This is a genomic window from Actinomadura napierensis (assembly GCF_039529375.1).
Lineage (GTDB): Bacteria > Actinomycetota > Actinomycetes > Streptosporangiales > Streptosporangiaceae > Spirillospora > Spirillospora napierensis.
Window position 1 is genome coordinate 56374 of record NZ_BAAAMR010000017.1, and the last position, 24974, is coordinate 81347.

24 protein-coding genes are annotated in these 24974 nt (G+C 72.3%); 8 read left to right on the forward strand and 16 right to left on the reverse strand.

What is annotated here, in order from left to right:
- Nucleotides 1–31 precede the first annotated feature (31 nt).
- From ABD296_RS12385 to ABD296_RS12395, 3 genes are all read left to right on the forward strand, one after another.
- Complete coding sequence (locus ABD296_RS12385; RefSeq protein WP_344265219.1) at nucleotides 32–979, forward strand: hypothetical protein; 948 nt, start codon at nucleotides 32–34, stop codon at nucleotides 977–979.
- Nucleotides 980–1233: 254 nt separating this feature from the next.
- Nucleotides 1234–1485 carry a DUF2630 family protein gene (locus ABD296_RS12390; protein ID WP_344265222.1) on the forward strand — a complete coding sequence of 84 codons (252 nt, stop codon included), beginning with the start codon at nucleotides 1234–1236 and terminating at the stop codon, nucleotides 1483–1485.
- The gene (locus tag ABD296_RS12395) at nucleotides 1482–2465 is read left to right on the forward strand and encodes an LLM class flavin-dependent oxidoreductase (RefSeq protein WP_344265225.1); all 984 of its coding nucleotides are present in this window, start codon (nucleotides 1482–1484) and stop codon (nucleotides 2463–2465) included. The genes ABD296_RS12390 and ABD296_RS12395 overlap by 4 nt, the downstream gene beginning before the upstream one ends.
- 104 nt (nucleotides 2466–2569) lie before the next feature.
- Here ABD296_RS12395 and argS read toward each other — a convergent pair whose 3' ends face one another.
- Together argS and plsX are read right to left on the reverse strand one after the other, a co-directional pair.
- Nucleotides 2570–4315, reverse strand: a complete 1746-nt coding sequence (gene argS / locus ABD296_RS12400; RefSeq protein WP_344265228.1) for an arginine--tRNA ligase — start codon at nucleotides 4313–4315, stop codon at nucleotides 2570–2572.
- 56 nt (nucleotides 4316–4371) lie between these two features.
- Complete coding sequence (plsX, locus tag ABD296_RS12405) at nucleotides 4372–5601, reverse strand: phosphate acyltransferase PlsX (protein WP_407061469.1); 1230 nt, start codon at nucleotides 5599–5601, stop codon at nucleotides 4372–4374.
- A 254-nt stretch (nucleotides 5602–5855) separates the two neighbouring features.
- On the opposite strand from plsX, the gene ABD296_RS12410 reads away from it, so the two are divergent.
- A complete protein-coding gene (locus tag ABD296_RS12410; RefSeq protein ID WP_344265231.1) occupies nucleotides 5856–6254 on the forward strand; it encodes a flagellar basal body-associated FliL family protein in 399 nt (132 codons plus the stop codon).
- A gap of 41 nt (nucleotides 6255–6295) precedes the next feature.
- Here ABD296_RS12410 and ABD296_RS12415 read toward each other — a convergent pair whose 3' ends face one another.
- From ABD296_RS12415 to ABD296_RS12425, 3 genes are read right to left on the reverse strand one after another with little or no spacing between them, the layout of a single operon-like run.
- Nucleotides 6296–6649, reverse strand: a complete 354-nt coding sequence (locus tag ABD296_RS12415; RefSeq protein ID WP_344265233.1) for a hypothetical protein — start codon at nucleotides 6647–6649, stop codon at nucleotides 6296–6298.
- The gene (locus tag ABD296_RS12420; protein ID WP_344265235.1) at nucleotides 6646–7551 is read right to left on the reverse strand and encodes an alpha/beta fold hydrolase; all 906 of its coding nucleotides are present in this window, start codon (nucleotides 7549–7551) and stop codon (nucleotides 6646–6648) included. The genes ABD296_RS12415 and ABD296_RS12420 overlap by 4 nt, the downstream gene beginning before the upstream one ends.
- Complete coding sequence (locus tag ABD296_RS12425; RefSeq protein WP_344265238.1) at nucleotides 7548–8369, reverse strand: DUF998 domain-containing protein; 822 nt, start codon at nucleotides 8367–8369, stop codon at nucleotides 7548–7550. The genes ABD296_RS12420 and ABD296_RS12425 overlap by 4 nt, the downstream gene beginning before the upstream one ends.
- A gap of 354 nt (nucleotides 8370–8723) precedes the next feature.
- Between ABD296_RS12425 and ABD296_RS12430 the strand changes: the two genes are divergently transcribed.
- Nucleotides 8724–10040: a KamA family radical SAM protein gene (locus ABD296_RS12430; RefSeq protein WP_344265354.1), complete on the forward strand. Its 1317-nt coding sequence runs from the start codon at nucleotides 8724–8726 to the stop codon at nucleotides 10038–10040.
- A 106-nt stretch (nucleotides 10041–10146) separates the two neighbouring features.
- On the opposite strand, the gene ABD296_RS12435 is transcribed toward ABD296_RS12430, so the two are convergent.
- Nucleotides 10147–11394, reverse strand: a complete 1248-nt coding sequence (locus tag ABD296_RS12435) for an MFS transporter (RefSeq protein ID WP_344265241.1) — start codon at nucleotides 11392–11394, stop codon at nucleotides 10147–10149.
- A 57-nt stretch (nucleotides 11395–11451) separates the two neighbouring features.
- Between ABD296_RS12435 and ABD296_RS12440 the strand changes: the two genes are divergently transcribed.
- A complete protein-coding gene (locus ABD296_RS12440; RefSeq protein ID WP_344265244.1) occupies nucleotides 11452–12426 on the forward strand; it encodes an ArsR/SmtB family transcription factor in 975 nt (324 codons plus the stop codon).
- A gap of 20 nt (nucleotides 12427–12446) precedes the next feature.
- Here the strand turns inward: ABD296_RS12440 and ABD296_RS12445 are convergent, their stop codons facing one another.
- Nucleotides 12447–13643, reverse strand: a complete 1197-nt coding sequence (locus ABD296_RS12445; protein ID WP_344265247.1) for an MFS transporter — start codon at nucleotides 13641–13643, stop codon at nucleotides 12447–12449.
- A 58-nt stretch (nucleotides 13644–13701) separates the two neighbouring features.
- Here ABD296_RS12445 and ABD296_RS12450 point away from each other — a divergent pair, with 58 nt between their 5' ends.
- Nucleotides 13702–14676 carry an ArsR/SmtB family transcription factor gene (locus ABD296_RS12450; protein ID WP_344265250.1) on the forward strand — a complete coding sequence of 325 codons (975 nt, stop codon included), beginning with the start codon at nucleotides 13702–13704 and terminating at the stop codon, nucleotides 14674–14676.
- Nucleotides 14677–14711: 35 nt separating this feature from the next.
- Here the strand turns inward: ABD296_RS12450 and ABD296_RS12455 are convergent, their stop codons facing one another.
- The 7 genes from ABD296_RS12455 to ABD296_RS12485 all read right to left on the reverse strand — a co-directional run bounded on the left by ABD296_RS12455 (nucleotide 14712) and on the right by ABD296_RS12485 (nucleotide 21465).
- Nucleotides 14712–15233: a YbhB/YbcL family Raf kinase inhibitor-like protein gene (locus ABD296_RS12455; RefSeq protein ID WP_344265253.1), complete on the reverse strand. Its 522-nt coding sequence runs from the start codon at nucleotides 15231–15233 to the stop codon at nucleotides 14712–14714.
- A gap of 54 nt (nucleotides 15234–15287) precedes the next feature.
- Entirely contained in the window at nucleotides 15288–16172 is an 885-nt protein-coding gene (locus tag ABD296_RS12460) for a carbohydrate ABC transporter permease (protein WP_344265256.1), read from the reverse strand.
- Nucleotides 16169–17086: a carbohydrate ABC transporter permease gene (locus ABD296_RS12465; RefSeq protein WP_344265259.1), complete on the reverse strand. Its 918-nt coding sequence runs from the start codon at nucleotides 17084–17086 to the stop codon at nucleotides 16169–16171. The genes ABD296_RS12460 and ABD296_RS12465 overlap by 4 nt, the downstream gene beginning before the upstream one ends.
- Nucleotides 17083–18159 (reverse strand): ABC transporter ATP-binding protein, encoded by a 1077-nt coding sequence (locus ABD296_RS12470; RefSeq protein WP_344265262.1) that lies wholly within the window; start codon nucleotides 18157–18159, stop codon nucleotides 17083–17085. The genes ABD296_RS12465 and ABD296_RS12470 overlap by 4 nt, the downstream gene beginning before the upstream one ends.
- 6 nt (nucleotides 18160–18165) lie before the next feature.
- The gene (locus ABD296_RS12475; protein WP_344265265.1) at nucleotides 18166–19641 is read right to left on the reverse strand and encodes an ABC transporter substrate-binding protein; all 1476 of its coding nucleotides are present in this window, start codon (nucleotides 19639–19641) and stop codon (nucleotides 18166–18168) included.
- A 131-nt stretch (nucleotides 19642–19772) separates the two neighbouring features.
- Entirely contained in the window at nucleotides 19773–20570 is a 798-nt protein-coding gene (locus ABD296_RS12480) for an ABC transporter ATP-binding protein (protein ID WP_344265268.1), read from the reverse strand.
- A complete protein-coding gene (locus ABD296_RS12485; protein WP_344265271.1) occupies nucleotides 20563–21465 on the reverse strand; it encodes an ABC transporter permease in 903 nt (300 codons plus the stop codon). Before ABD296_RS12485 ends, ABD296_RS12480 begins: the two co-directional genes overlap by 8 nt.
- 209 nt (nucleotides 21466–21674) lie before the next feature.
- Here ABD296_RS12485 and ABD296_RS12490 point away from each other — a divergent pair, with 209 nt between their 5' ends.
- A complete protein-coding gene (locus ABD296_RS12490; protein WP_344265274.1) occupies nucleotides 21675–23240 on the forward strand; it encodes a bifunctional phosphatase PAP2/diacylglycerol kinase family protein in 1566 nt (521 codons plus the stop codon).
- An 88-nt stretch (nucleotides 23241–23328) separates the two neighbouring features.
- Here the strand turns inward: ABD296_RS12490 and ABD296_RS12495 are convergent, their stop codons facing one another.
- Complete coding sequence (locus ABD296_RS12495) at nucleotides 23329–24498, reverse strand: cytochrome P450 (RefSeq protein ID WP_344265277.1); 1170 nt, start codon at nucleotides 24496–24498, stop codon at nucleotides 23329–23331.
- Nucleotides 24495–24938 (reverse strand): 2,4'-dihydroxyacetophenone dioxygenase family protein, encoded by a 444-nt coding sequence (locus ABD296_RS12500; protein ID WP_344265280.1) that lies wholly within the window; start codon nucleotides 24936–24938, stop codon nucleotides 24495–24497. The genes ABD296_RS12495 and ABD296_RS12500 overlap by 4 nt, the downstream gene beginning before the upstream one ends.
- Nucleotides 24939–24974: the final 36 nt, after the last annotated feature.

The window sequence follows — 24974 nt, forward strand, 5'->3', positions numbered from 1 at the left end:
CCCGTAACTGATCATCACGGGGGGTAGATCAGTGCCTACCAAGACCGCATCGCGTACGACGACGAGCCGAGGCACGGCGGGTCGTACGAAGAGCACCACGACCAAGTCCACGGCCGCCAAGAAGACGGCCTCCAAGAGCACCTCGGCCGCGAAGTCGCCGTCGAGGTCCACGACCAGCCGCTCGACCGGGAGCAAGTCTCCGGCGAAGCGGACCAGCGCGGCGTCCAGCCGCACGTCCTCGGCGGCGTCGACGCGCGTCACCAAGGCCGCCGACCAGGCCAAGGCCGCCGCCACGCAGATGAAGTCGGTGGCGACCAAGGCGTCCTCGTCGGCCAAGGCCATGACCGCGATGACCAAGGCCATGACCACCGCCACCAAGGCGATGGCCGACGCCGCCAAGGCCATGAACGCCGCGGCCAAGGACATGGCGAAGCAGAAGGCGTCCACGACCAAGTCCACGGCCGCCAAGGGCAAGACCGGCACGACCGCGCGCAAGAGCACGGCGTCCGGGACGGCCCGCAAGTCGACCGCGGCGGCGAGCCGCTCACGGTCCACGACGTCGGCGCGGGTGGGCTCACCGAAGTCGACCGCGCGCAAGACCACGGCGTCCAAGACCCGGCCGGCCACCGCGAAGAAGACGACGGCGGCCAAGCCGCGGACGAGCGCCGCGCGCAAGACCACCGCGTCCTCGTCCCGGACGACCGCGAGCACCAGGAGCGGCACGGCGCGCAAGAGCGCCGCGTCCCGCTCGGCCGGCACCGCCCGCAAGTCGAGCGCCTCGTGGACGGGCAAGGCCGCCTCCACGCGCCCGCGAGCTGGCGGCGCCGCGGCCCGCCGCGCCGCCGAGTCGGCCGCCGCGACGGCACCGCCCGCCGGGCCCCTGGGCGAGTCGAAGACCTCCAACGGCCTGCAGCACTCGACCAGCACCGACGGCGGTTTCCTGACCGGCCTCACCAACGCCGGCCAGCGCGAGCGCTGACTCGCTGTTCGGGCGGTAGCCCTGGGGGTCTGGGGGTCCGCCCCCAGAGGGCTGACTCGCTGTTCGGGCGGTAGCCCTGGGGGTCTGGGGGTCCGCCCCCAGAGGGAGTACCGCCCCGCCCGGCGCCCGGCGCCGCGCCCTGCCCGACGGGCGGGGCCGTACCGGGGCACGGGCGCGGGCGGAGCCGGCCGCGTCGCGCACGCCGCGCACGCCGCCGGCCGGCGACGCACACGGCCGCCTCACGGGAGGGCCCATTGGACGAGAAGGACATCCTGGCGCGCATCGACGACTACGTCGGCGAGGAGCAGCGGCTGCGCGACCGCTACCAGCGCGGCGACCTGGACCGCGAGGAGGAGCACCGGCGGCTGGAGGACCTGGAGGTGGCCCTGGACCAGTGCTGGGACCTGCTGCGGCGGCGCCGCGCCCGGATCGACGCGGGCGCGGACCCCGGCGACGCGGACGCCCATGTCCGCCCGCCGGACGAGGTCGAAGGCTACCTGCAGTGACGCTGCCTCTGACCCCGCCCACCGGGCGGCGGCCCCGCGGACCCGGGGGCCCGCCCGCCGAGGCCGCACGGTCCCGGCGGCCGCTGCGGTTCGGCCTCGCGCTGGCGCCCGACGCGTCCGCACCGCTGGTCCGCACCGCGCAGGACGCGGACCGGTACGGCCTCGACCTGCTCGGCGTCCGCGACCGCCCGTACCTGCGCGACACCGCCGACGCGCTCACGCTGATGGCGACCGCGCTGGCCGTCACGTCCCGGATCCGGGTCCTGCCCGCCGTGGCGTGCCTGCCGCTGCGGCCGCCCGCCCTGCTGGCCAAGGCGCTCGCCACGATGGACGCCCTGAGCGGCGGCCGCGTCGAGCTCGGCCTCGGCGCGGGCACGTCCTGGGACGGCGTCGAGGCCTACGGCGGCGCACGGCTCGGCACCGCCGCCGCGCGCCGCGCCCTGGAAGAGGCGGTGCAGATCATCCGGCTGCACTGGAGCGACCAGAACGGGCTGCGCTTCCAGGGCGAGCACCACCGGTTCGCCGCCGCGCAGGCGGGCCCGGCGCCCGCCCACCAGATCGGGGTCTGGCTCGGCGTGACCGGGCCGCGCGCCCTCGACCTCGCGGGACGCGTCGCCGACGGCTGGATCGCGCCGTCCTCGCTCGTCCCGCCCAAGCGGCTCGCCGACGGGCAGCGCCGCCTGGACGACGCCGCCGCCCGGGCCGGCCGCGCCCCATCCGAGCTGCGCCGCGTCTACCTGCTCGAAGGGTCCGTCGACGGGCGCGACTCGCGCGGCTTCCTGCACGGCCCGCCGCAGCAGTGGGTCTACGAGCTGACCGAGCTGGCCGTGGGCCACGGCGTCGACACGTTCCTGTTCGCCGGCGACCCGGAGCAGCTCCCGGTCTTCGCGCTGGAGGTCGTCCCCGCCGTCCGCGAGCAGGTGGCCCGCGAACGCAAGAACCTGACCCCGCCCTTCCGAGCCCCGACCCCAACAGCCTGAGCCGAGCCCACTCCCGTGGTCTGAACCTCAGCCCCAGGTCGCGGGCCTGCCAGCCTGTCGGTCGTGACGGGGGTTCCAGGGGGTCGCCCCCTGGGCTGACACCTCTACATGCGTTCCGGAGTCGGGACGCCGAGGAGGGCGAGGCCGGTGGTCAGCGTGCGGAGGGTGACGGCGCAGAGCGCGAGCCGCGACGCCTTCGTGGCCTCGTCCGGGGCCTTCAGGACCGGGCAGTTCTCGTGGAAGGTCGTGTAGGCGTCGGCGACCGAGTAGACGTAGCCGGCCAGCTTGTGCGGCTCGGCGGTCTCGCCGGCCTGCTCGATGGCGGCGCCGAACCCGAGCAGCTGCAGCGCCAGCGCGCGCTCGGCCGGGTCGGTGAGCGTGATCGGGCCGGTCGCCTCGTCCGGGGTGAGGCCGCCCTTGCGGAAGATCGACCGGATCCGGGCCGCCGCGTACTGCAGGTACGGGCCGGTCTTGCCGTTGAAGGAGATCATCCGGTCGAAGTCGAAGACGTACTCGCTGTCGCGCGCCACCGACAGGTCGGCGTACTTGATCGCGCCGATGCCGACGTCCTGGACGATCGCGGCGCGGGTGGCCTCGTCGAACGAGTCGTCGTGCTGGACCTCGTCGTAGACGGCGCCGGCCCGCTCGACGGCCTCGTCGACCAGTTCGGCCAGCTTGACGGTGCTGCCCGCGCGGGTCCGCAGGATCTTGCCGTCGGTGCCGAGGACGTTGCCGATCTGCGCGTGCTCGGCCTGGACGCCCTCGGTCAGCCAGCCGGCCGTCCGGGCGACGGCGAACACCATCTGGAAGTGCAGCGACTGCGGCGCGCCCACCACGTAGATCATCCGGTCGACGTGCTCGGTGTCCATCCGGTACCGGATGGTCGCGAGGTCGGTGGTGGAGTAGTTGTAGCCGCCGTCGCTCTTGCGGATGATCACCGGGAGCGGCTCGCCCTCGCGGCCGGTGAAGCCGGGCGGGAACGCGCACAGCGCCCCGTCGCTGATCACCGCGATGCCCTTGTCCTCCAGCTCCTGGACGGTCGGGGCGAGCAGGTCGTTGTAGAAGCTCTCGCCCTTGATGTCGTCGTCGGTGAGGGTGACGCCGAGCCGCTGGTAGACGGTGTTGAAGTAGTTCTTGGACACGTCCACGAGGACGTTCCAGAGCCGCAGCGTCTCCGGGTCGCCCGCCTGGAGCGCGACGACCCGGCTGCGGGACCGGTCGGCGAACTCCTCGTCGCCGTCGAACTTCGCCCGGGCCGCCTGGTAGAAGGCGGTGAGGTCGCGGACGGACGAGTCGCCCCGCGCGGCGGCGTCCTCGCCGAGGTCGAGCAGGTGCTCGATGAGCATGCCGAACGGGGTGCCCCAGTCGCCGACGTGGTTGTCGCGGACGACGCGGTGGCCGAGGAAGTCCAGGATGCGGGCGATCGCGTCGCCGACGATCGTGGTCCGCAGGTGCCCGACGTGCATCTCCTTCGCCACGTTCGGCGAGGAGTACTCGACCACGACCTTCTGCGGGTGCTCCGTGGCGGGGACGCCGAGCCGGTCGTCCTGCAGGGCCCGCTGCGCCTCGCCGGCGATCCACGTGTCGCTGAGCGTCAGGTTGATGAAGCCCGGCCCGCTGACCTGCACGTCCGCCACGACGCCGGCGGTGTCGAGGTTCTTGACGATCTCGTCTGCCACGTCTCGCGGCTTGCGGCCCAGCTTCTTGGCCAGCGGCAGCGCCACGTTGGCCTGAAGGTCGGCGAACTGCGACGGCCGGATGACCGGGTCGGCGTCCGCGTACGACGGTCCGAAGGCGGCGCTCAGCGCGTCCTGGACCCGGGCGGCGAGTACGAGTTGCGGATCGGGCATGTTCCAAGGTTATCGGCGCGGACGCACCGCCCGGCACCGCTTTTCGCCGCGCCGGGCTAGCCGGCGGCGGGCGGTTCGGTCCGGTCCGGCGGGGCGTGTTCGGCGGCGGGCGCCGGGATCTCGCGCGGCGGTTCCGGCGACTTCGGCGCCTCGCCCGGCCGCTCGGCGGGCCTGGAGTTCCTGTCCTTGTCCTGCGCGTCGCGTTCGCCGTGCGTCCAGCGGCCGAACCGGGACGTCCGCGTCGCCGCGACCTGCTCGCGGATCCGCTCCACGATCCGCCCGGACGCCAGCCGGTGCGCCAGCTCGCACGCCGAGGCGATCGCGCGGGCGTGCGAGGCGCCGTGCGCGATGACGACCGTCCCGTTCAGGCCGAGCAGGACGCCGCCGCCGTAGGTGTCGGGGTCGAGGCGGTCGCGCAGCTCCTGGAGCCTTCGGCGCTGGAGGAGCGCGCCGAACCGGGCGGGGGTGCTGGCGGTCATCGCGGTCCGGATCTCCGCGAACGCGGTCCGGACCGTGCCCTCCATCGTCTTGAGCGCGACGTTGCCGGTGAACCCGTCGGTCACCACCACGTTCACCACACCTCGCAGCAGGTCGTGGCCCTCGACGTTCCCGGCGAACTCGATGCCGTGGCTGCCGCCGGACAGCAGCTCGTGCGCCCGCTTGGTGACCTTGTTGCCCTTGCCGGGCTCGGACCCGATCGTCAGCAGCCCCACGGTCGGCCGCTCCACGCCCAGCAGGATCTGCGCGTACGCGGTGCCGAGCGCGGCGAACTGGACGAGCCCCTCCGGCTTGACGTCCACGCTGGCGCCCGCGTCCAGCAGGATCGTCGGGCGCGGCGTGGTCGGCAGCGCCACCGCGATCGCGGGTCGCATCACGCCCTGCTGGCCCTTCAGCCGCAGCCGGGACGTCGCGACGACCCCGGCGGTGCTGCCCGCCGACACCAGCGCCGACGCCCGGCCCTGCTTGATCAGGTGGCAGGCGATCGCGATCGACGACTTCGGCTTGCGCCAGCTCGCGAGCGCGCCCTCGCCCATGTCGAGGGCCTCCTCGGCGTGCACGATCGGGATCTTGCCGGCGAACCCGTGCCGGTCCAGCTCGCGCTGGATCCGCGGCGCCTGCCCGACCAGCACCACCCGGACGCCGTGCTCGCGGACCGCGTCCACCGCGCCCTCGATGATCTCGCCGGGCGCGTGGTCGCCGCCCATCGTGTCGACCGCGATCGGCAGCGGCCGCACCACCGCCGGCCGGCGGGCCGCCGGGCGCGACGGCTCGCCTTGACCGGTCATGGGGTCGCTCCAGGAGGGTGAGGGAGACGCGGCACGTCGGGAGATGCGCAGCTCATCGCATGGTAAGTCCTCGGTTCGGCTGCCTTGGCGGTGCCGGCCGGGAGGTGGCGAGCCTCACGTGCCCGCCGGCCGGGCGCGGCGGGGGCCGGACGCCCCGCGCGGCCGGGCAACGGATGCGCATGATCAGGGAAAAGTCCGACACTCCGTGCATGTGATCCCGTACGCACGGTGATGTATCAGCCGTGGAAATGGTGATGAATCGCAAGAAGGCCCTGATCCTGGGATCCGCCGTGCTCCTCGTCCTGCTGGTCGCGGGCGGCGCCGCGTGGCTGATGGTGACGTCCGGCGGCGAGCTGCAGTACAAGACGCAGGCCGCCCTGCGCAAGGCGCTGCCGACGAAGGCCGCCGACGAGCTGACCACGCGCGGGCTGAAGCTGCAGTCGCCGCTGAAGTGCGCGAACCTGCCCGGCTGGACCAAGAGGAGCATGCGCGTGTCCTGCACCGGCGCCACCGCCGACAACAAGCAGGTCAAGGTGCTCGGCAGCGGCGAGCAGGCGTCCAAGAGGAACTACTTCACGATCCTCGTGGACGGGCGCCCGGTCGTGGAGAACGCGCAGTGCCTCGGCGCCGCCTGCCACAAGGGCAACGGCTAGGCCGGGACGAAGGACAACGGCCAGACCGGGACGCCCGGTCGTCAGGAGCAGCCGAGGCCGAGGCAGCCCTGGTCCAGGACCTGCCGCCCGGCCACGGTGACGGTGTACTCCTCGATCGGGTGGGCGCTGTCGGCGTCGCGGGCGACGCCGGTCACCACGACCGGCTGCCCCGCCTTCGTCCGCGCCGTGCACGAGACCCGCACGGTGTCGCCCGTCTTCGGCGTCTTGCAGGACGGACGCGCCTTCAGCGGGATGTCGCGCTTCTTCAGCTCGGCGACGACCCCGTCGGTGACGGCGTTGCGGTAGGAGCCCTCGGAGATCCGCTGCATCACCTTGCAGCCGGACAACGTCGCGGCCAGCACCGCCGCGAGAAGGACCGCCTGGACGCGCCTCACACCGTCTCCTCGGCCCGCAGCACTTCGGCGACCGCGTCGGCGACGGCGTCCGGACGGTCGAGCTGGACCATGTGCAGGCAGTCCGGCAGATCGACCTGGCTCCCGTACGGCGTCATGCTCGCCAGCCGCGCGTGCCCCTGCGACCATTCCCGCTTCTTGGTGTCGCCCTTGACGTCCCCGAGCGCCGTCAGCACGACCAGCGGGACGGCCGGGAACGGGCGGCGCTCGCGCAGCCGCGCCAGGTCGACGGCCTGCTCCCGGTAGGCCAGGTCCTCCGCCACGACGGTGCCGAGGACCGTCCCGCGCCCGTACACCGAGCGGACGACCGCGTCCGGCACGGGCTCGTCGCGCCGGCTGGTGCACTTCAGGACCGTCCGCCGCCCGAACGGTCCGACGATCTTCGCGAGCCGCGTCGCGCCGAGCACCGCGCCGGCCGCCGTCGCCAGCGGTATCGCCACCGCCGCGAACCGGACGAACGCGTGCGGATCGGGTTCGTAGCTGGGGTCCACGAGGACCAGGCCGCGCACGAGCTCGGGACGGAGGCGGGCGAGCGCCTCGGCGTGGAACCCGGCCATCGAGTGCGCGACCACGATCACCGGCCGTCCGGCCCGCTCCGCGAGCGCCGCGAGAATGTCGGCCTCGCGGCGCAGCGTCGGGGCCGCGACCGCGGCCGGGCTGAGGCCCAGCCCGGGACGGTCGAAGGCGATCAGCCGGTTCCGGTCGCGCAGCAGGTCGGAACTCGGCCGCCAGTCGAACCAGGCGCCGCCGAGGCCGGAGCTGAGCAGCAGCGGCGGCCCGTCCGCCGGCCCCTCCTCGACCACGTGGACCTGTTCCCGCCCGACGTTGACGATCTCGTTCACGGCGCCGGCGGTGCCGTCCACCCGGTCGGTGTTCTCGGTCATAGGGCTGTCTTCTCCCGTAGCGGCGGCGGGGCGGCGTGGGCGCGCCGGGCGTTCCGGTAGTCGGCGTACAGCGCCCAGGCGATCAGCAGCAGCCCGGCGCACAGCACGGTGATCTGCACGCGCTGGATGATGCCGAGCCAGCGGCCCAGGTACATCGCCAGCAGCGTGCTCAGCGCGAACACGGTCTCGGCCGCCGCGACCACCCAGCCCCAGCGGGCCAGCACGGGCCACCACCCGTACCGGCGGGCGGCCATCGACAGCAGGAACAGCGCGATCACCCCGCAGGTGATCACGACGGTGCTGGTGACGGAGTGGAACTCGTGCGAGAACGACACGTGCTCCGAGCGCTCCCGCAGCGCGCACCACGTCTCCAGGTTGGGGGCGCAGTCCAGCGGGAACGAGGCGTCCCCGATCGCCCAGATCCCGAACAGGCCGAGGAACGCCCAGCCGGCGGTGGCCAGCGGGCGCCGCCGCAGCCGGCGCAGCGTGCCGATCGCCACGAGGATCGACAGGACGCCGGTGACGAAGTCGCCGCCGCTGTAGACCAGGTGGAACGGCTGGTCGAGGGCCGACAGCTCGCTGACGTAGCCGTTGACGACGTCGAGGGCGGGGCTCAGCACGTTCTCCAGGAAGAAGGACGCGTAGCAGATCGCCGCGAGGAAGGCCAGGACGATCACGTACCGCGGGGCCACGCCGGGGCCGTCCGCGCTGTGGTCCGGCTCGGTGTCGGGGTGCTCCGGCTCGGTGTCGGGGTCCGGCCCGGCGGTGCCGGGGGCGTCGGCCGGCCCGGCCGCGCCGTCTGCGTCGTGGGAGTGCACACCAGCCCCTTCGCCCGTCCTCGGTGCCGCCCACGCCAGTATTTCCGAACATCCTGTCAGCGTGTGACCTGGGGCGCGGTTTCCGGAGTATCCGCTGGCCGAAGCGTGGCCGCCGGCTGACGGAGAGGTTGACGTCCCGTAGTCGTTGAACAAGGGGCGGAGCGTCCACGATGATGCAGGGGCGATTTGTCGGGATCGGCGTTGACCAGCTTTTTCCCTACCCTGTAGGGGGTATCAATTCGGTATGAACCGGTCCCAAACGGTTGAATGGGGGTGTCCAGCGCCCTTCTGATCACCGTCCGTGACGACGTGCCCGGGGTGCGCTTCCCCGCTGACATCAAGGAGTACCAACACGTGACACTGGTGAACGACGCGGCTCCCGCAGTGCGATCCACCGGTCGCAAGTTCCGCGCCTTCACGGCGAAGCACCTGGACGAGCTCACCGCTCGCGCCGGTCTGTCGCCCGAGCAGCGGCTCGCGACCCGGGCGGTCGCGACGGTCCTGCCCTTCCGGACCAACGCCTACGTCATTGAGGAGCTCATCGACTGGTCGGCCGCTCCGGACGACCCGATCTACCGGCTGGTGTTCCCGCAGCCCGACATGCTCCCCGCCGGCGACGTCGCGCACCTGTCGGACCTGCTGCGCCGCGAGGCCCCCAAGGCCGAGGTCGAGGCCGCCGCGCACGCGGTGCGGATGAGCCTGAACCCGCACCCCGCCGGGCAGATGGAGCTCAACATCCCGAGCTTCGGGGACGGCAAGATCCCCGGGATGCAGCACAAGTACGACGAGACGGTGCTGTACTTCCCCAAGCAGGGACAGACCTGCCACGCGTACTGCACCTACTGCTTCCGCTGGGCCCAGTTCATCGGCGAGCCCGATCTGAAGATGGCCGGCGACGAGCCCGCCGCCCTGCGCGACTACCTGATCGCCCACCCCGAGGTGACCAGCGTGCTGTTCACCGGCGGCGACGCCATGATCATGGGCGAGCCGGTGCTGCGCCGCTACGTGGAGCCGCTGCTGGAGCTGGAGCAGCTGGAGTCCATCCGGATCGGCACCAAGTCGCTGGCCTACTGGCCGCAGAAGTTCGTCACCGACCCCGACGCCGACGCCATGCTCCGGCTGTTCGAGCAGGTCGTGGAATCCGGCAAGAACCTCGCCTTCATGGCGCACTTCTCGCACCCGCGCGAGCTCGAACCGCTCATGGTCACCGAGGCGTGCCGCCGCATCCGCGACACCGGTGCGATCATCCGCACCCAGGCGCCCCTCATCCGGACGATCAACGACGACGCCGCCACCTGGGAGACCATGTGGCGCGTCCAGACGCGGATGGGGCTCGTCCCGTACTACATGTTCGTCGAGCGCGACACCGGCCCCCAGGACTACTTCGCCGTCCCGCTGGCCCGCGCCTACGAGATCTTCCGGGACGCCTACAAGAACGTCTCCGGGCTCTCCCGCACCGTCCGGGGCCCGTCCATGTCCGCCACCCCCGGCAAGGTCTGCGTGGACGGCGTCCTCGACCTGTTCGGCGAGAAGGTGTTCGCCCTGCACTTCATCCAGTGCCGCGACGCGGACCTGGTGGGCAAGCCCTTCTTCGCCCACTACGACCCCGACGCCGCCTGGCTGGACGACCTCAAGCCCGCCTTCGCGGACCGCTTCCCCTGGGAGAAGTAAGCACATTCCAGGCGCCGCCTGAGTGCCGATGCTCAGGCGGCGCCACAGAACCGCCGCAAGGCTGACGGCATGTCCGGCGGGCGTTGGCGTCCTCCAAACCTGCCTCCTATGGCCCGGCCCCCGCCCCCGCCCCCGCACCCCCTCCCCGTAGACGCCGAACCAGCACCAAACAGGCCAGCAGCGACGCCGCGCCGCACAACGCAATGACGTACGCCGGCGCGAGCAACCCGCCGAGTGCGCCCGCGCCGGCCATGGCGGCGGCCTGCCCCGTCACGACCCCCATGGTGGCCAAGCCGACCGCCTGCCCCTGGACACGCCCCGGCACCACATCCGCCACACGGGCCTGGATGCTCAGGTCGTAGCCCATCCCGAACGCCCCCGCCGCCATCAGCGCGCATGCCGCCGCGAGGCCCGGCTCGAACGCGAAGGCCAGCAGTGGCGCACCGGTCAGCAGGGCCAGCGGGAACGTCAGCCGCTCTCGGACGGCCGGCCGGACCCATCGTCCGAGCACGAGGTTCCCGGAGAACATCCCGGTCGCGCTCGAGGCCAGCAGCAGCCCTGCCGCGCCGGGCAGGCCGAGCCCGCTCCCGTAGGGGACCGCCATGGCCTCGCTGCCGACCGCCAGTGACACGGGCAGCCACCACGCCATCAGCAGCCCGCGCACCCTCCGGTCCGTGAGCAGCCTGCGGTTGACCCGCCACGTCTCCCGCAGCGTGCCCGAGGCCCGCGACGAGCCCCCGTCCGCGTGCGGTTTCGGTGCAGGGAGGCCGCGCCAGGCGAGCGCGGCCGCCGTTCCGCCGCTCACCGCCGCGAGCAGCAGCGTCCCGGACGGTGCCAGCGCCGCCAGCAGCAGCCCGCCCACCGCCTGCCCGGCGACCTGCGCGACCGCCATCGTCATCGTGAACACCGACCGGCCCAGCACGTACCGGTCTCCGGACAGCAGCGCCGGCAGCCGTCCTCCCAGGCTGGCGCCGCCGACCGGCGCGAACACCCCGATCCCGGCGACCAGCGCCAGCATTCCCGGCACCGGCAGGCCGCCCAGGGCCAGGACGCCGTCGACCGCGCAGCGCGCAAGGAAGTAGCCGGTGAGGAGGCGGCGCGGCGGCACCCGGTCGGCGAGCGACAGCAGGAACATGCCCCCCACCACGTAGGGCAGCATGCCCGCGGAGAAGGCCAGGGCCGCGAACAGGGTGGAGCCCGTCCGCTCGAACACCAGCACCGACAGCGCGATCATCCGGATCGACTCCCCGGTCACCAGCAGCGTCTGCACGCAGAAAAGAGTCCGGAACTCGGAGACGCCGAAGACGTCGCGGTAGCGCGCTGGCGGCGCTGCGAGGGCGGCCGAAGGGGTCATGGCGCCACTTTCGGGCGGCGCGGGGCGGGCGGATAATGTTTCGGGGAGGGGCGAAACTTGCATCGGATCGTGGTGGGGCCCGGGGACCTGGCGGCCAGCCGGTTCGGGATCGCGCCGCTGTACGAGACGCTCCACGTGATCGGGCTCGCCTCCGGGCGGCTGCCCGCCGGTCCGGTGAGTCCGTGGCTGGAGCGCGTCCGGCCCGCCTACCGGGAGATCGCGGGCGACCCGGCGGTGCGGACGCTGGCGTTCCTCGTGGGGCACACCAGTTACGTCGCGGACTTCATCTCGCCGCCGCCCGCCCGTCCGAACCTGACGGTCGCCGAGCAGTTGGCCGTCGCCCGTGCGACGCCGCTGGAGCAGGCCCGGGAGGAGATCGCCCGCAACGTCGAGGGCCTCCCGGAGCCCGAGCCGGACGTCCGCGACGTCCTGGAGAGCACCGAGGTCGTGCGGCGGCTCACCGATGGTGTGGAGGCGGCGTGGACGGCCCTCATCGAACCCGACTGGCCCATCGTGCGCTCGATCCTCGAACAGGACATCGTGCACCGCGCAGGACGGCTCGCCGCCTACGGCTGGGCGCAGGCGCTGGACGGCCTGTCGCGCAAGGTCCGCTGGCGCGACGGCGTCATCGAGCTCGACATGCGGAGCAAGGGAACCAGCCGCCTCGACGGCAGCGGGCTGATGTTCGTCCCGACCGCGTTCTCCGACGTCGGTGTCGCGCTCGAACGGAACTGGCCGTACACGCTGATGTACCGGGCCAGGGGAGTGGCGGCGCTGTGGGAGGGGCGGGAGCCGCGGGAGGGTGACGCGCTGGCGCGGTTGGTGGGGCGCACTCGCGCCGATCTGCTGCGTGCGCTGGCCGAGCCCGCGACGACGACGTGGCTCAGCGCCCGGTTGCGGGTGAGTCTCGGCGGGGTGAGCGATCACCTGGCGGTGTTGCGCGCGTCCGGTCTGGTCACCCGCGAGCGCAGCGGCCGTTCGGTCCTGTACCGGCGGACGGCCGTGGGGGACGTGCTGGTCGGCGCCTCGTGAGGCCGTCCCGGCGCATGGCCTCAGCGTAGGTGGCGTACCAGCACCAGGCATGACAGCAGTGATGCGGCGCCGCAGAGGGCGATGGCCTGCGGCGGCACCAGCAGGTCGCCGAGTGCGCCCGCCGCGGCCATTCCGGCGGCCTGGCCGGTCATCATCCCGGTGTTGGCGACGCCCAGGGCCTGGCCGTGGATCCGCTCCGGCGTCGCGTCCACGAGCCGGCGCAGGAGCGGCAGGTCGTAGCCGAGGCCGAGCGTGCCCGTCAGCATCAGCGCGCAGGCGACCGGCAGCGGCGGGTGGAACGCGAACAGCAGGAGCGGCGCGCCGGTCAGCATCGCCAGCAGCAGCGTCAGCCGGTCGCGCAGGTCGGGGCGGATCAAGCGGCCGATCAGCAGGTTGCCCGCGAACATCCCCGCCGCGCCCGATGACAGCAGCAGGCCCGCCTCGCCCGCCCGGCCGAGCCCGCTCGCGTAGGGGACCATCAGGCCCTCCGCGCCGACCGACAGTGACAGCGGCACCCAGAAGGCCAGCAGCAGGCCCCGCGTCTTGCGGTCGCCGAACAGCAGCCGGTTGACCCGCCACGTCTCCCGCGCCACGCCGGACGATCCGCTGCCCGGCGCCGGCACGTCCGGCAGGCCGAACCGGGCGAGCGCGGCGGCCACAGCGGCGCTCCCGGCGGCCAGCCAGAGCGTTCCGGACGGGGTCAGCGCCGCCAACAGCAATCCGCCGACCGCCTGCCCGGCGATCTGCGCGCCGGCGGACGTCATCGTGAACAGCGACCGGCCGAGCACGAACCCGTCGCCGGGGAGCAGCGCGGGCAACCGGCCCTGCACGGTCGCGCCGTTGACGGGCCCGAACAGCCCGAGCACCAGGATCAGCGCGATCATCCCCGGGAGCGGGACGACGTCGAACGCGAGGACGACCGTGACCACCAGGGACAGCAGATGGAATCCGGTGAGCAGCCGCCGCATCGGGACCCGGTCGGCCAGCGAGAGCAGGAACGCGCCGCCCACCACGTAGGGGAGCATCTCCGCGCAGAACACCAGGGCCGCGGTGAGCGAGGACCCGGTCCGCTCGAACGTCTGCACCGACAGCGCGATCATCCGGATCGAGTCGCCGGCCACCCGCAGCGTCTGAAGGACGAAGAGGGTGCGGAACTCGGGGACGCCGAAGACGTCGCGGTAGCGCGCGGACGCCGCCGGCGCGGTGGTCGTGGTCATGGCGACCACCCTCGGGGGCCGCGCCGCGCGAGGATAATGTTTCGGGGAGGAGCGAAACATGTACCGGATCAAGGTGGGGCCCGGCGACCTCGCGGCGAGCCGGTTCGGCATCGCGCCGCTGTTCGAGACGGTCATCGCGGTCGGGATCGTCACGGAGCGGATCCCCGTCGGCCCGGTGCGGCCGTGGCTGGAGCGGGTCCGGCCCGCCTTCCGGACGATCGCCGATGACCCGGCCGTGCGCGCGCTGGCCTTCCTGATGCACGAGCGCGGCTACGTCGCCGACTTCTTCTCGCCGCCGCCCACCCGCCCGAACCAGACGGTCGCCGAGCAGTTCGCCGTCACCCGCGCCACGCCGCTGGAGCAGGCGCGCGCCGAGATCGCCCGCACCCTCGAGACCCTTCCGGAACCCGAACCGGACGTCCGGGACGTGCTGGAGAGCCCCGACATGGTGCGGCGGTTCGCCGACTGCATGGAGCGCGCGTGGGCGGTGCTGATCGAACCGGAGTGGCCGGTGCTGCGCTCGATCCTCGAACAGGACATCCTGTACCGCGCGGGACGGCTCGCCGCCTACGGCTGGGCGCAGGCGCTGGACGGCCTGTCGCGCAAGGTCCGCTGGCGCGACGGCGTGATCGAGGCCGACCTGCGGGACGACGCGGTGGTGGAGCTCGACGGCGCCGGGCTGATGTTCGTCCCGACGATCTTCTCCGAGATCACCGTCACCCTGGAGCGGAACTGGCCGTACACGCTGATGTACCCGGCCAGGGGAGTGGCGGCGCTGTGGGAGGGGCGCGAGCCGCGGGAGGGCGACGCGCTCGCCCGGCTGCTCGGCCGCACCCGCGCCGACCTGCTGCGCGCGCTCGCCGAGCCCGCCACGACGACCTGGCTCGGCGCCCGGCTGCGGGTGAGCCTCGGCGGCGTCGGCGACCACCTCGCGGTACTGCGCGCGTCCGGCCTCGTCACCCGTGAGCGCAGCGGCCGTTCGGTCCTGTACCGGCGGACGGCCGTGGGGGATGTGCTGGTCGGCGCCTCGTGAGGCCGTCCCGGGGATGGGACGGCCTCAGCGAGGTGTCAGACGCCGTACTCGGGGATGATCGTGGCGCGGGCCAGGGTGTGGGCGGTGATGTTGAAGCCCACGACGGCCGGTGAGGTGTCGGAGTCCAGGCCGAGCGACTCGACGTCCAGGGCGTGCACGGTGAACACGTAGCGGTGCGGGTCGCCGGGAGGCGGGGCCGCGCCGCCGAACTCCTTGGTGCCGTAGTCGTTGCGGGCGTGGACGCCGATCTTGGAGTCGGCGGTGCCCGCGCCGGTGGGCAGCTCGGTGACGTCCGCGGGGATGTCGAACAGCGACCAGTGCCAGAAGCCGCTGCCGGTCGGGGCGTCCGGGTCGTAGCAGGTCACGGCGAAGCTCTTCGTCTCCGCCGGGAATCCGGACCAGCGCAGGTGGGGCGACTTGTTGCCGCCGCTGAACCCCCAGTCGTCGAAGACGTGCGCGTCGTCGAGCCGCTCGCCTTCGGTGACGTCGTCGCTGGTCACGGTGAACGACCCGACCTGCGGCAGGTGCTCGTGCGGAAGCGGTGGCCGGCCGGCCATGGCGACCTCCTCGTCAAGGGATCGGTTGTCACCCCCATCTCTATCAGTGCGGGATCAGGTTTTGACGGCGCCCATCGTGAACCCGGTGACGAACCTGTCCAGGAACAGGTTGAACAGGAACGCGATCGGGACGGCGGTGACCACCGTGGCGGCCTGCAGCGACTGCCAGAAGAACACGTCCCCGCGCACGAGCTGGGTCGGCACGCCGGTGCTGACCACCATCTGCGGGCTCGCCGACACGAACGCCAGCGCGTACACGAACTCGCTGGCGGTGAGCGTGAAGCTGAACACCACCACCGCGACGATCCCGGGGAACACCAGCGGCAGGACGGCCCGGGCGAACGCGCCGAGCCGGCTGTAGCCGTCCACCATCGCCTGCTCCTCGACGTCCTTCGGGACGGCCCGCAGGAACCCGATCAGCAGCCACACCGACACCGGGACGGTGATCGTCGGATAGACGACGATCATCGACCAGAGGGTGTCCTCCAGGTGCAGCCTGACCACGACGCGGGTCAGCGACAGGAACAGCAGCGACGGCGGCACCAGGTACACCATGAAGATCGCGATGCCCATCGGGGTGCCCCACGGGCGGTCCAGCCGCGCCAGCGAGTACGCGGCGGGCAGCGCGAGCAGCAGCGTGATCGCCACGACCGCGGCGCCGACGATCAGGGTGTTCGCCACGAACGTCAGGAAGGGCGTGTCGTCGAACAGGAACGTCACGTGGTCGGGCGTCGCGGGCTTGTTGAAGAAGAACGGGTTGCTCTCGGGGTTGTACAGGTCCTGGTTCTGCTTGAACGCGCTGACCAGGCTCCACAGGAACGGCAGCGCGCACACCAGCGCCGCCAGGACGGCCGATCCGTACACGCCGCCCCGCGCCGCGACGTGCCGGAGCGCGTACCGCCGCCGCAGCCTCTCGTCCTCCTCGGCCTGGCCGGTCATCCCGCCTCCAACCGGCGGACGGCGCGCAGGATCGCGATCGCGCCGGCGAGCAGCAGCGGGAACAGGAACAGCGCGATCGCCGCGCCCTGCCCGACGTCGCCGCCCTCGATCCCCCGGAAGTACGCCCACGACGCCAGCACGTCCGTGGCGTGCGTCGGGCCGCCGCGCGTCAGCACGTACGGGACGGTCATGTCGGTGAACGTCATGATCGCCCCGAACAGCCCGGCGACCGCGATGACCGGCAGCGTCAGCGGGATCGTCACCTCGAACATGCGCCGCCAGAACCCGGCGCCGTCGACCCGGGCCGCCTCGTCGATGTCGCGCGGGATCGCCACCAGCCCCGCCATCATGATCACCGCGGCCAGCGGGGTCAGCCGCCACGTCTGCACCGCGATCACCGAGCCCATCGCCGTCCACGGGCGGCCGAGCCACACCACGTTCCCGCTGATCAGCCCCACATGCCGGAGCACCCAGTCGACCGGCGAGTAGATCGAGTCGAGGAACCACAGCCACGAGATCGTGGACAGCGCGACCGGCGTCGTCCACGGCAGCAGCACCAGCAGCCGGACGAACCACTTGCCGTGGAAGTCGGCGACCAGGATGTTCGCCAGGATCTTCCCGAAGACCACGATCAGCGCCATGCTGATCCCGGTGAACACCAGCGTGTTCACCAGCGCCCGCCAGAACACCCCGTCGTGGAAGACCTCGGTGAAGTTGCGGAACCCGACGAAGTCGAAGGACGGGTCGCCGGTCGTCACGTCGGAGAACGCGAACGCGATGGCCAGCACGAACGGCAGGCCGACCAGCGCGATGATGTAGATCACCGAGGGCAGCAGCATCGCCCACGCCAGGAAGCCCTCCCGGTCGGCGAGGCCCGCCTTTCGCCGCGCCCGCACGGCGGACGCGGCGGTCACCGCGCGCCTCCGATCGTCATCGGCTCCGCCCGCGCGCCCTCCGCCGCGTCGAAGAACCGCAACCGCTCCGGCTCCACCGCGAAGTCGTGCGTCTCGCCCGCCGCGATCGGCGTCATCACCGTGGCGGGCAGCCGGGCGATCACCCGGGTGTCCTCGCCGATGCCCGTCACCGTCCCGTACACGTGCCGGTCGCCGGACAGGTACTCCATCCGCTCGACCTGCAGCGGCATCGGCACCCGCCGGTCCGCCGGGACGACCTCCGCCGGCAGCAGGTGCTCCGGCCGGAACCCCACCAGCCGGTCGCCGCGCTTCACCAGGTTCATCGGCGGCGACCCGATGAACGTCGCCACGAACGTGTCGGACGGGTCGTCGTACACCTCCTGCGGCGTCCCGACCTGCCGCACCCGGCCGTGCTCCAGCACCGCGATCCGGTCCCCGAGCCCCATCGCCTCGGCCTGGTCGTGCGTCACGTAGATCGTCGTCGTGCCGACCCGCTGCTGGAACCGCTTCAGCTCGTCGCGCGCCGTCGCCCGCATCTTCGCGTCCAGGTTCGACAGCGGCTCGTCCAGCAGGAACACCGCCGGGTCCCGGACCAGCGCGCGCGCCAGCGCCACCCGCTGCCGCTCACCGCCCGACAGCTGCCGCGGCTTGCGGCGCAGCAGCGGCTCGATCTCCAGCAGCTCCGCCGCCCACAGGGCCTTCTTCTCCCGCTCCGCCTTGCCCATCCGCTCCGCCCGCAACGGGAAGACGATGTTGTCCCGGACCGTCTTGTGCGGATACAGGGCGTACGACTGGAACACCATCGCGATCTGCCGGACCCGCGGCGGCAGCCCGTTCACCGGGTGCCCGCCGATCAGCACCTCGCCCTCCGTCGGCTGCTCCAGCCCGGCGATGGTGCGCAGCAGCGTCGTCTTCCCGCACCCCGACGGCCCGAGCAGCACCAGGTACTCGCCCGGCTCCGCGGCCAGGTCCACCCCGTCCAGCGCGCGCACCACGTCCCCGCGCCCGCGCCGCCGCGCCCGCACCCGCCCGTCGAACGTCTTGACGAGCCCCTTGACCTCGACCGTGTTCATAGGCCGTCAGCCGCCCACGAGGCCGCGGGCGCGCCAGTTCTTGAAGATCGCGTTGATCTGGCGTTCGGCGTCCGCGACGGCCTGGCGCGCGGACGTCTGGCCGCGGGCGGCGCGGCCGAACATCGTCGGCAGCAGGTTGGTGTTGAAGATCTCGCCGATCGCCGGGTTCGACGGGCCGGGGTACCCGATGTTCGCGCTCCACGACGTGGCGTTCTTCAGCAGGCTCAGCTTGTTCGCCGGCTTCGCGCCGTACGGGTCGTTGTCGAGCCAGCCGTGCAGCTGCGGGACCAGCGACGGCCAGCCCGGCAGGTCGTACAGCTCCGACTGGTACGTCACCGACGGGAAGTTCGCCGTGTAGTGCAGCAGGAACTCCTTGGCCGCCGCCGCGTTCGGCGAGTACTTCGGGACGATCCACTGCTGGATGACGTGCTGCGCCGCCAGCGCCGCCTTCGGGCCGCGCAGCGCCGGGGTGAAGAAGATGTCGTCGCCGATCGTCCGGTTGGTGCCCATCGCGGTGCGCCACGCGGAGATCGAGTTCAGGATGTAGGACGACCTGCCGGCGATCAGCGCCTGGTTGTTGGACGCGGGCACCCACGAGAACACCTCGCTGGTCTCCGCCTCCTTGAACAGCCGGGTCATGTACTCGACGGCCGCCACCGTGGCGTCGGAGTTGATCGCCACCCGCTCGTTCTCGTCCTGGACGGACCCGCCGAACGACCACAGCAGCGCCCGCGCCGCCATGTTCGAGTCGGTCTCGGGGGACAGCCCCAGCCCGCACGGCACCCCGGTCGTCTTCTTGATCTCGGCGGCGCCGCGGAGCAGGTCGTCCCAGCTCGTCGGGCCGTTCGGGAGGCCGGCCTTCTGCCACATCGACTTGCGGTAGTCGCCGGGGTCGGGCGACCAGCCCGGGCAGTAGGCGTAGAAGTGCCGGGTGTTGGGGTTGTAGCTGGACTTGCGGCACAGCTCCAGCTGCTGGCCCCAGCGCCGGTTGGCCTCCTGCACCACGTCCGCCATGTCCAGCACGGACGGCTCGTACTGCGAGAACGGCGCGATGTGCTGGATCAGGTCGTGGCCCTTGCCCGCCTGGATCTCCGACGCGGCGCGGCGCGGCACGTCCACGGTGTTGATGTGGTCGACGCGGACGTCGACGCCGACCTTCTTGCCCCAGTCCGCGAGGAACTTGCCGAACCACTTGTCGTGGCGCGGGATGAAGTGGCTCCACATCAGGATGCTGAGGGAGCCGCTCAGCTTGGACGCGGGGGAGGTGAACACCTCCTTCGGCGCCTTGCCCGGGGTCTTCGCCTCCGGCCCGCTGCTCTCGCTGGCGCACGCCGCGAGGACGCCGTAGGCGCCCGCCGCGAGGGCCGTGGAGGACAGGAAGCCGCGTCTGCTGAGCCCGTGCCCGTTGAGTCCGGGCCCGCTGAGTTCCTGTCCGTCGAGTCCGTGTCGGCTGGGTTCGGGGGTGTCGCGCCGGTCGGCCATCGGGGGTCTCCCTCGCCGCTGGAGGTCTCCCCTTGACGGTAGATCGGCGAGGCCGTCTCATCCAGAGACGATCCGGTAACTCCCTGTAACTCTGACCGCGCCCGTCACAACCGCCCCCGCTGTGACGGGCATCACTTCCCGGCGGCCTCGGAGTAGGCGTCGATGACCTCTTCGGGGTCGCCGTCCATCCGCATCCGGCCCTCGTCGATCCAGATGACGCGGTCGCACATCTCCTTGACCGTGTCCAGCTGGTGCGCCACGAGGAAGACCGCGCCGGCCTCCTTGCGGAGCTCCTCGATGCGCTTCTTGCTCTTGCGCTTGAACTTGGCGTCGCCGGTGGCGAGCGCCTCGTCGATCAGCAGCACGTCGTGGGTCTTCGCCGCGGCGATCGCGAACCGGAGCCGAGCCCCCATGCCGGACGAGTACGTCCGCATCGGGTACTGGATGAAGCCCTCCTTGAGCCCCGCGAAGTCGACGATCTTCTGGTACTGGGCCTTCGTCTCCGCCGGGGTCATGCCCATCGCCAGGCAGCCGAGGACGATGTTGCGCTCGCCGGTCAGGTCCTTCATCAGCGCCGCGTTCACGCCGAGCAGGGACGGCTGGCCGTCGGTGTAGACCGCGCCGCTGTGCGGCGGCAGCAGCCCCGCGATCGCCTTCAGCAGCGTCGACTTGCCGGAGCCGTTGGTGCCGATGATCCCGACGGCCTCGCCGCGGTAGGCGACGAACGACAGCCCCTTGATCGCGTGCACCTCCTTCATCGAAGGACGGGCCTCGCGGCGCAGGACCCGGGCGAACGCGCTGGCGGCGTTGCCCTTGCCGCCCGCGCCGTACACCCGGTAGATGATGTGCAGGTCGTCCACGACGACGATCGGCTCGCGCGTGGGGTCGACGTCGATGGCCGTCCCGCCGCGCACCTCGGTGTCAACCACGGCCGTACCGCTCCTCGGCGCTGAAGAAGAACAGGAACCCGCCGACCAGTGCGACGGCGGACCAGCACAGTGCGTAGATCCACAATTGGGCGGTGGAGTGCAGGTGCAGGGTGTTGTGCACATAGCCGCGGTACTCGCCGAGCATGGTGTGCCGGCTCAGCTCCACGTAGACGTAGCCCGGGTTCGCCTTCAGCACCTCGCCGATCCACGGGGCGCTCTTGATGCTCGCGCTGCGGTGCACCAGCTGCGGCATGCTGAAGATGACGCCGGACAGGTAGAGCCAGGTCCGCATGATGAACGGCAGCAGCTGGGTGATGTCCCGGTTGAACGCGCCCAGCCGGGCCATGATCAGGCTCATCCCGATGTTGAACATCAGCTGCAGCAGCAGCACGGGGACGAACAGGAGCATGTGGACGCTGATCGGCTCGCCGAAGCCGAACACGATGGCGATCAGCACCACCAGCGACAGCAGCAGCTGCTGCAGCTCGACGACCGCGATGGCCAGCGGCAGCGTCGCGCGCGGGAAGTGCAGTGCCCTGATCAGCGACAGGTTGTCACCGACCGACTTCGATCCCGACGTGATCGAGCGCTGGGTGAACCCGAACATGAACACGCCCGTCACAAGGAAGGGAATGAAGTCGGGAACGCCGCGCTTGGTGCCGAGGAGGACGCCGAAGATCAGGTAGTAGACCGAGACGTTCAGGATCGGAGTCAGCAGCTGCCAGACCTGACCCAGCCGAGACTCGGTGTACATCGAGATGTTCTTGGCCGAGGCGAATGCCCAGATGAAGTTGCGCCTGGACCACACACTCTGGATGTACTTGCGCAGCGGGGGGCGCGCCGCGCTCTGCCTCAGTCCGTACCGTGCGGCGTAGGCGGCCAGCGTCTCGTTCACGTGAGGAGACTCCGCGATCGTGCCGACCGACTCGCCACCCGGAGAACCGAGCCGTTGCGGGTGACTCATGCCGGGAAGCCTATTGCAGTCGATGATGTGTAGGTGACGTTCGCCCGCATGTGACCCCCGAACTGAGATCATTACGGAATCTTGTCGACGCCCCTGGGGATACCCGGGGCATGCGGTCCAACCATTCTCGGTCATCGGCGATGCTGCGCTCGCCCCGGTCCCCGCGTCCCGCCGCCCCCCTCCGGGGCCCGCACCGGCGCCTGCTGAACCGGCTCGGCCGGGCCGACCGGTGGGCGTTCGACCGGGTCGCGGCGGCCCGGCTGCCCGGCCTGGAGTACGTCCTGCCCCGGCTGTCGCGGTCGGCCGACCACGGCGTCCTGTGGTTCGGCACGGCGGCGGCGCTCGGCCTCACCCGGCGGCCCCGGCTGCGGCGCGCCGCGCTGCGCGGCTCGATCGCGATCGCGGTGGCGAGCCCGGTCGTCAACATCCTCGGCAAGCAGGCGTTCCGCCGGGCGCGTCCCGTCGTGGACCTGGTGCCGCCGATCCGGATCCGGTGGAAGCTGCCGACCTCGCACGCCTTCCCGTCCGGGCACTCCGCGTCGGCCGGCGCGTTCGCGGCCGGCGTGGCGCTGGAGGCCCCCGCAGCGGTGGCGGCGCCGGTCGTCGCGACCGCCACCGCCGTCGCGTTCGCCCGCGTCTACACGGGTGCCCACTATCCCGGGGACGTGCTCGCCGGCCTCGGCATCGGCGCGCTGGCCGGGCTCGGCACGCGGCTGGTGTGGCCCGCGCGCCCTCCGGTGGCCCGCGTGACCCGGGCCGAGGGCGAGGACGTCCAGGTCACCGATGACGGGCGCGGTGTCGTCGCGGTCGTCAACCCCGGCTCGGGCGGTGGCGGCGAGGCCACCCGCGGCATCATGCCGAGCGGCGCCGAGACGGCGGCCGGGCTGCTGCGGCGCGAGCTTCCGGCGGCGGAGGTCATCGTGCTGGAGGAGGGCCAGGACCTGGAGAAGGTGCTCGCGGAGGCCGCCGCGCGGGCGGACGCGCTGGCCGTCGTCGGCGGCGACGGCACCGTCAACGCCGCCGCGCGCGCCGCGCTGGACCACGACGTGCCGCTGCTGGTCGTGCCCGGAGGCACGTTCGACCACTTCGCCCGCGCGCTCGGCATCGAGTCGCCCGCTCAGGCGATCACCGCCTACCGGGCCGGACGGCTCGGCCGCGTGGACGTCGCCTACGCCGTGCCCGCGTCGGCCGGCACGGGCTCGCGCGACGAGCGGCTGTTCCTGAACACCGCGAGCTTCGGCGCCTACACCGAGCTGGTCGACCGGCGCGTGCGGCTGGAGAAGCGGCTCGGCAAGTGGCCCGCGCTCGCGGTCGCGGCCGTCCGCACGCTGCGGCACTCCGAGCCCGTCGAGGCCGTGGTGGACGGGCATCGGCGGCACGTGTGGCTGGCGTTCGTCGGCAACGGCGTGTTCGGCTCGCACGGCGCCGCGCCCACCTGGCGGGAGCGCCTCGACGACGGGCGCCTCGACGTCCGCATGATCGCCACCGGACGGCGCATTCCCCGGATCCGCGCGGTCGCCGCCGTCCTGGTCGGGCACCTGCACATCACGCCCGGCTACCGGGCCTGGCGCGCCGGCGGGCTGGAGGTGCTGGCCTACTGCGGCGAGCTGCGGCTCGCGCGCGACGGCGACGTGACGGGGGTGCCGCCGTCCCTCCGGTTCGGCAAGCACGCCAAGGCCCTCGCCGTCTTCCGCCCGGAGACGTGACCGGCGTCGGGTGTTCGGTGAAGATTCAGGACGCCGTAACCTGCGCCGGGCGCCGCCGGCCGGGTTCGGTGCCCGGTTCGTGCCGGTTTCAGGCGAAGGCGAGCCCGAGGCTGCGGAGCCCGACGACCACGGGTGAGCCGTTGTAGACCGGCTCGTCCGCGACCGTGATGGCCGCGTACCGGGCGCGGAGCTCTTCCAGGACGAGCCGCATCTCCATCCGCGCGAGGGCGGCGCCGAGGCAGAAGTGCGGGCCGTACCCGAACGCCAGTCCGGGTACGGCGGGCCGTCTCATGATGTCGAAACGGTCGGCATCGGGGCCGAATGCCTCCGGATCGCGGTTCGCGGCGCCGTACAGGAGCATGATGTGGTCACCGGCCGCCACCTCTCGGCCCGCCAGGACGGCCGGGCGTGTCGCGGTCCGCAGGAAGTAGACGACCGGGGTCGTCCAGCGGAGGATCTCCTCGATCGCCGCGGGCATCGGCTCCGGCCGCTTCATCGCCTCCCACTGGTCCGGGTTCTCCGCGAACGCCAGCAGCCCGCCCGAGATCGCGTGCCGCGTCGTCTCGTTGCCCGCGACGAGCAGCTGGATCAGGAACATCACCATCTCGATGTCGGTGAGCCGGTCGCCGTCGACCTCGGCCTGCGCGAGCTGCGAGATCACGTCGTCGCGCGGCGCGGCCCGCCGCTCGTTGGAGACCTCGACCAGGTAGGTGCCGGCCTCCATCCGCAGCGCCGTCCGCTCCTCGTCGGACAGCTCCGGCGCCGCGCCCGGGATGATCGACTCCGACCAGCGGAAGAACCGCGGCCAGTCGTCCTCCGGGATGCCGAGGAGCAGGCAGATCACCTGCAGCGGCAGCGGGACGGCCAGCTCGGCGACCGCGTCGAACGGGCGGCCCGCCTCGACCGGCTCCAGCAGCGCCCGGATCCGCTCCCGGACCGCGCCCTCCAGCCGCCGCATCGCCGACGGCCGGAACGCGGGCGCGACCAGCCCCCGGTACCGGCCGTGGTCGGGCGGGTCGGTGTGCATGATCGTCGGCGGGGTGTCGAAGGGCACGCCGATCTCGTCGATCAGGATGCCGTCGCCCGACCGGTACGCCGCCGGGTCGCTCGCGACCGCGTGCACCGCCGCGTGCGACCCGGCGACCCACAGCGGCAGCGCCGGATGCCGGACGAGCCCGCCCTCCGCCCGGACCGCGTCGTACAGCCCGTACGGATGGCCTTGCGCGTAGAACCCGTCCGGGAAGCCAGCCGGGATCACGAGAGGATGCCCTGCGGTCTCGCTATCCCCGCGTCGTCGCACATCGCGTAGTAGGCGTTGAGCGTGGACTCCCCGTCGGTGACCCCGGTGATGTTGCCCTCGGCGTCGTACTCGATGAAGGCGCCTTCGAGGATGAACAGGATGTCGCTGTCCTCCTCGATGGTGAGCGTGTGGATGGAGCCGGGCGGCTCGTGGATGAACGTCCCGGCGTGGTAGTCGATGCCGTACTCCTTGTACCGCCACCGTCCGGAGAAGGTGTAGGCGTGCACGCCGCCGGTGTGCTTGTGCGTGGGCAGCTGGAAGCCCGCCTCGAAGCGGTTGCGCACCACCCACGTGTCCGGGGAGACCCTCAGGACCTGGAGGCCCACGGGGCCGATGGTGACCCAGGGGATGTCGTCGGAATGGACGTGACCGACCAGGGGACCGTTCGACTCAGCCATGAAGCAAACGCTAGGTAGGTAACCCGGGGCGCGCAA

Bases quoted from the DNA above. Each gene is read 5' to 3' on its own strand.
- argS (WP_344265228.1), bottom strand. From the start codon at position 4,315: ATGCCCGATCCGCAACTCGTACTCGCCGCCCGGGTCCAGGACGCGCTG.
- ABD296_RS12435 (WP_344265241.1), bottom strand. From the start codon at position 11,394: ATGACCCCTTCGGCCGCCCTCGCAGCGCCGCCAGCGCGCTACCGCGAC.
- ABD296_RS12450 (WP_344265250.1), top strand. From the start codon at position 13,702: ATGTACCGGATCAAGGTGGGGCCCGGCGACCTCGCGGCGAGCCGGTTC.
- ABD296_RS12445 (WP_344265247.1), bottom strand. From the start codon at position 13,643: ATGACCACGACCACCGCGCCGGCGGCGTCCGCGCGCTACCGCGACGTC.
- ABD296_RS12455 (WP_344265253.1), bottom strand. From the start codon at position 15,233: ATGGCCGGCCGGCCACCGCTTCCGCACGAGCACCTGCCGCAGGTCGGG.
- ABD296_RS12460 (WP_344265256.1), bottom strand. From the start codon at position 16,172: ATGACCGGCCAGGCCGAGGAGGACGAGAGGCTGCGGCGGCGGTACGCG.
- ABD296_RS12500 (WP_344265280.1), bottom strand. From the start codon at position 24,938: ATGGCTGAGTCGAACGGTCCCCTGGTCGGTCACGTCCATTCCGACGAC.
- ABD296_RS12475 (WP_344265265.1), bottom strand. From the start codon at position 19,641: ATGGCCGACCGGCGCGACACCCCCGAACCCAGCCGACACGGACTCGAC.
- plsX (WP_407061469.1), bottom strand. From the start codon at position 5,601: ATGACCGGTCAAGGCGAGCCGTCGCGCCCGGCGGCCCGCCGGCCGGCG.
- ABD296_RS12490 (WP_344265274.1), top strand. From the start codon at position 21,675: ATGCTGCGCTCGCCCCGGTCCCCGCGTCCCGCCGCCCCCCTCCGGGGC.
- ABD296_RS12410 (WP_344265231.1), top strand. From the start codon at position 5,856: ATGAATCGCAAGAAGGCCCTGATCCTGGGATCCGCCGTGCTCCTCGTC.
- ABD296_RS12470 (WP_344265262.1), bottom strand. From the start codon at position 18,159: ATGAACACGGTCGAGGTCAAGGGGCTCGTCAAGACGTTCGACGGGCGG.
- ABD296_RS12420 (WP_344265235.1), bottom strand. From the start codon at position 7,551: ATGACCGAGAACACCGACCGGGTGGACGGCACCGCCGGCGCCGTGAAC.